Below are 4,875 nucleotides of genomic sequence, written 5' to 3'. Positions count from 1 at the left end.
CCGGGGAGAGCGACCAGCAACTGCATCGCGACGATACGGGCTATCCGATTCAGTTCGCCGGACTCGAACTCCAGATCGGCGTGATGTGGGCGTTCACCGACTTTACGCAGGAGAACGGAGCAACTCGCGTGGTACCCGGCAGTCATCGCTTTCTCCGCGCGTGGCACAAGCCGGACCTCACACATTGGACCCAGGCAGTCATGCCAACAGGCTCTGCCCTGTTCTATCTGGGATCGACTTGGCACGGCGGCGGTGCAAACCACAGCCACACTCCCCGGATGGGACTCATCAATACCTATTGTCTGGGCTGGCTTCGCGCGGAGGAGAACCACACTCTAGAGGTGCCTCCGCAATCGGCGCGGCAGTACGACGAACGAGTTCGGCGCCTGCTGGGGTATACGACTCATGGGGCCGGTCACGATCTGCTCGGCTACTACGACGGCAATGATCCGGTCTGGGTGCGGCAAGATGAATCCGCGGCTGTCGCGCGCGGGCAAGTGGCTGCGGGCGCGGATTTACGCCCACCATCATCGTCGGAGGTTGCGCGTGCGGCGGCTCAGCAAAACGCGTGCGATCATTGACGCGGCGGATTGAGAGTCCGGCAAAGGTTCCCGGCTGATGACGAGGGTTGCACCGCTTTCACGGCTGGCTTTCGCGTGCAGCGGGGTCCCCACCGCGGGCATCATCAGCAATGGGATCGACTATTTCCTGTTCTTTTTCTACAGCCAGGTCGTTGGTCTTTCTGCCGGCCTGACCGGTCTTGCGCTCGCACTCGCGCTAGCGATTGACGCGATTGCCAGTCCACTGCTCGGATACGTGTCCGACAACTGGCGATCACGCCTGGGCCGGCGCCATCCGTTTATGTACGCCTCGATCCTGCCGCTTACCGTGTTGTACGTGCTCGTGTGGTATCCGCCCTCGGGGGCGAGTTCGCAATCGGCCCTGTTCGGTTATCTCCTGACGCTGTCAATCCTGCTGCGACTGTCGATGGCGTCATTCGATGTGCCGGTCCGGACGATGGTGGCGGAATTGACCGCGGACTATGACGAACGTACCCGGCTTGCGTCACTGCCGATTTCGGCAAGCTGGTTCACCGGTGCGGTGATGTCGGTCGCGATGTACGGCATCTGGCTCAAGGATTCCGCCGAATTAGTCAATGGTCAGACCAATATCGCCGGGTATCAGCAAGCCGCCGTCTTCTGGGCCGCAATCATCCTGGCTTCGCTGCTGTTTTCCTCTATCGGACTTCATCCCGAGATCCCGCGTCTTCATATGACTACCAGCGAGCAGACTCCGGGTCTGAAGGACATGGCCCGCTCTTTCGGCCAGCTGTTTCAGGTCCGCTCACTGCGGGCGCTTCTCCTGTCCAGCCTGTGCGTGGGTATCGGGCTCGGGGCATGCGCCGCGCTCTGGATCTATCAGTACAGTTTTTTCTACGGAATCCGCAGCGAGCAGATGACCATCCTGATGATCTTTGAAGCGCTCGCATCACTTGCGGTCGCCCCGGTCGTCCGGAAGTTTGTCGTCAAAGGCGACAAGAGAATCATGGCCATCCGGTTTCTGACCGCATCCGTGGCGATCAGCATGATCCTGCCGCCGCTGCTCGTGCTGAAACTGATTCCGGAGCGCGGAAGCGATGGCCTGTGGTGGCTCCTTGCGGCCTATGACTTCCTCAGCCAGCTGCTGTGGGTTGTGACGGCTTCCATCATTTACTCGCTGTATGCAGACGTCACCGACCATGTGGCCGAGTCGATGGGCAAGCGTCTGGAGGGGGTGATTTTCGCGTACCAGGTCTTTGTCGACAAAGCCGCGGCGGCGCTTGGCACATTACTCGCGGGGTTGCTGCTCACCCTGATCAACTACCCAACCGCCGCAGAAAACCCCACGATCTCCGAGCCGGTTCTTGCGTGGCTTGGGCTGGGCTACATGGGCGTGTGGTTCGTATTCGCGTCTGCCGGGATCTGGTTTGTGTACAACTGCGAGTTCACGCGACCGCTCCGGAGGTAGCGGCGACGCTCGAGCGTTTCGGCAGCGGTGCCGCAGGGCACGGCACCCCAAGAGCGCATCCTGTTGTAAGAATCCCTACCTTCGCGGACGGTGGAAAAAAGGGATTACCGGTGGACTTCTCACGGCCAGGCAAGCCGACTGACAAGCCGTTCATCGAATCGTTCAACGGCAGTTTCCGAGGTGAATGTCTGAACGTGCATTGGTTCTTGTCCCTCAAAGACGCCCATGCCAAGATCGAAAATTGGAGGCAAGGCTTCAACGATTTCCGGCCACATTCAGTCCTGTCGGGTGCCGCGCCAGCGCTGTTCGCCAGCCAGTTTAACGATTCCACAAACGGACGGAAATTCACGGTCTGACCTGTCCAGTTCTCGGGATGAGATCATCCATACCCGCGCTGACGACAGAGCAGCGGGTCATTTACGACAGCTCCACGGGCGCTCTGTATTACGACGCGGATGGGGCTGGCGGGGTGGGGGCTGTGCAGTTTGCGGTGTTTGGGGATGCAGCAAAGCCGGCGGTTGGGCTCGATGACTTTGTGATCGTTGTGTGAGAGCTATCTGCAGCTTTGTTTGATCAGCGTCACAGTTCTGCGCGTTCGGGGTTGTGTCTTTGAAGACGGCCGTCTAGGTTTGTGGGCGCTACAGCCCGATCCATGCATCTGGAGACCGTCATGCCCAAACTCAGTCCCAAGCCCCTTGCCCTCGCCATTGCGCTGGCAGCCGCGCCAGTGTTCATGCCTGCGGGTAGCCTTGCGCTTCCTGTGCAGGGTCTTGTCGCCTTTGCCGCGGATCTGGACGAAGACAATGACGGCATCCCGAACGCAGCCGACCGTGACGACGACAACGACGGTACCGTCGACCGCCTCGACCGCGATGACGACAACGACGGCATCGCCGACAGCGCCGACCGTGACGATGACAACGACGGCATCGTCGACCGCCTCGACCGTGAAGACAACGACGGCGACAACGACGGCATCACGGACTCCTTGGATCCCGATGACGACAACGACGGGTCGCCTGACTCGATCGACAGCGACGACGACAACGACGGCCTTGATGATCTCGACGATACCGATGACAGCGACGACGACAACGACGGTATCGACGACAGCGCCGACTCCGACGACGACAACGACGGCACTCCTGACCTCGAGGACATCGACGACAACGGCAACGATCTCTCAGACATGAGCGAGGCGTCTGACACCCTCGACGACGACAGCGACGGCGTGCGCGATGCGGTTGACTTCGATGACGATAACGATGGCGTCCCCGATCGCATCGACCAGGACGATGACAACGACGGCATTCGCGACCGCTCCGACAAGGACGATGACAATGACGGCGTGCCCGACAGCCGCGATGGCGATGATGACAACGACGGACTTGGTGACGCCTGCGACACCCTGAAGGCCGACGACGACCAGGACGGCCTTCCCGATTGCGAGGATGCCGATGACGACGGCGACGGTCTGGACGACAGCGTCGATACAGACGACGACAACGACCAGATTCCGGATTCCCGCGACCGCAGCGATTTCGACGATGACGGTGACGGCCGTACGGATGCGATCGACAGAGATGACGACAATGACGGCATCAATGACAGCATCGACACCGACGATGACAACGACGGGGTAGACGACAGCGCAGATACCGACGACGACAATGACGGCTCTGACGACAGCGCCGACACCGACGATGACAACGATCAGGTGAACGACGACGACGAGGACAATGCCTGCGGCGACTCGGACGGCGACGGCCTGGACGACTCGATCGACAGTGACAGCGACAACGACGGTGTGTCCGACGACTCGGACGACGACAGTGACAACGACGGCTTGAAAGATGCCTCCGACACCGACGAGGACAACGACGGCGAGTCTGACGACAGCGACACGGATGACGACAACGACGGTGCCGACGACTCCGTCGACGACGACGATTCCTGCGACGACAATCCCACGCCCTGAGCGGCGCCCGGCGGTGGCACTCCTGCGGGGAGTGTCACCGCTTCCTCTCGATCCCGCGCCTCAGCGCACCGGCACGTCGAAGTAACGATCCGGCCAGGGTTCCTCCTCCAGCGTGTAATGCCACCACTCGCCCGCGTAATTGCGGAAGCCATGGGCGGCCATCAGTGACTTCAGCATCAAGCGGTTCCGCCTTGCGGTCTCGGGCAGCGCCGGGTATTCCGTCGCGGAACTGGGGTCCATGAAGTCCCAGCCGGTACCCATATCGAGTTCCTTCCCTGTGGCGTCCGCCAAAGTGATGTCGACCGTGCTGCCGCGCGAATGGCCCGAACGGCGGTCGATGTAGCCCTTCTCGAACATCTTTGCCTTGTCTTCGTTCGGATAGTAACGGGCGCGCGTCTTCTGATCGGCCGGGTCCGAGGACCAGCGCACGAAGTGGTCGACGGCGCGTTGCGGCCGGTAGCAGTCGAACATCAGGATCGACAGGCCGAAGGAGCGGAGTTCCGCTTGCACACCGGCCAGTGCATCCGCGGCTGCGGGGCTCAACAGGCAGCGCGGCCGCTCGTACCCGTCGACGACTGCACCGACGAGATTGTCCTCGCTGGCGTAGCGCATCGTCACCCGGGCATCGGGCACGCGGCTCAGGATGTCCACCAGGCCCGGATCTTCCCGCTCGGGCGGATGCTCAGTGGGCTCTGCCATCGCCAACCCATACGCGACAGACAGCATGCACGCCGTGACGGCGGCGAGAGGCGCGTATCGGGTCATGGCATCACTCCGGAACGGGATGCCTTCATTTCACCCCGCCGGATGCGCCTTTACAATCACGAGCATCAATAGGGGGTGTCTTATGCTGCGACGTGAGTTGGTGCTGGCGGGTGCGTTCGGTCTGG

4 protein-coding genes and 1 pseudogene are annotated in these 4,875 nt (G+C 61.5%); 4 read left to right on the top strand and 1 reads right to left on the bottom strand.

Annotated elements, in window-relative coordinates:
• The 4 genes and pseudogenes from ACIQ2L_RS14260 to ACIQ2L_RS14245 form a co-directional block, all read left to right on the top strand.
• Positions 1-581, top strand: a 581-nt coding sequence (locus tag ACIQ2L_RS14260) for a phytanoyl-CoA dioxygenase family protein (protein WP_396160006.1), incomplete at its 5' end; no start/stop codon positions are given.
• A 37-nt stretch (positions 582-618) separates the two neighbouring features.
• Positions 619-2,007 (top strand): MFS transporter, encoded by a 1,389-nt coding sequence (locus tag ACIQ2L_RS14255; RefSeq protein ID WP_396160004.1) that lies wholly within the window; start codon positions 619-621, stop codon positions 2,005-2,007.
• A 110-nt stretch (positions 2,008-2,117) separates the two neighbouring features.
• Positions 2,118-2,363: pseudogene (locus ACIQ2L_RS14250) on the top strand (transposase); the annotation flags it as partial.
• 296 nt (positions 2,364-2,659) lie between these two features.
• The gene (locus tag ACIQ2L_RS14245; RefSeq protein WP_396160002.1) at positions 2,660-3,985 is read left to right on the top strand and encodes a hypothetical protein; all 1,326 of its coding nucleotides are present in this window, start codon (positions 2,660-2,662) and stop codon (positions 3,983-3,985) included.
• Positions 3,986-4,045: 60 nt separating this feature from the next.
• Here the strand turns inward: ACIQ2L_RS14245 and ACIQ2L_RS14240 are convergent, their stop codons facing one another.
• Positions 4,046-4,750 carry a M15 family metallopeptidase gene (locus tag ACIQ2L_RS14240; protein ID WP_396160000.1) on the bottom strand — a complete coding sequence of 235 codons (705 nt, stop codon included), beginning with the start codon at positions 4,748-4,750 and terminating at the stop codon, positions 4,046-4,048.
• Between the last annotated feature and the right edge of the window lie 125 nt (positions 4,751-4,875).

Source organism: Flavobacterium sp. (assembly GCF_044369455.1).
Taxonomy (GTDB): domain Bacteria; phylum Bacteroidota; class Bacteroidia; order Flavobacteriales; family Flavobacteriaceae; genus Flavobacterium.
The sequence above is the reverse complement of the archived record's forward strand: the minus strand, read 5'-3'. Positions and strand labels throughout refer to the sequence as shown.

What these genes read in the sequence shown, in the direction of transcription:
- ACIQ2L_RS14255 (WP_396160004.1), top strand. Translation starts at nt 619, where the DNA reads ATGACGAGGGTTGCACCGCTTTCACGGCTGGCTTTCGCGTGCAGCGGG.
- ACIQ2L_RS14245 (WP_396160002.1), top strand. Translation starts at nt 2,660, where the DNA reads ATGCATCTGGAGACCGTCATGCCCAAACTCAGTCCCAAGCCCCTTGCC.
- ACIQ2L_RS14240 (WP_396160000.1), bottom strand. Translation starts at nt 4,750, where the DNA reads ATGACCCGATACGCGCCTCTCGCCGCCGTCACGGCGTGCATGCTGTCT.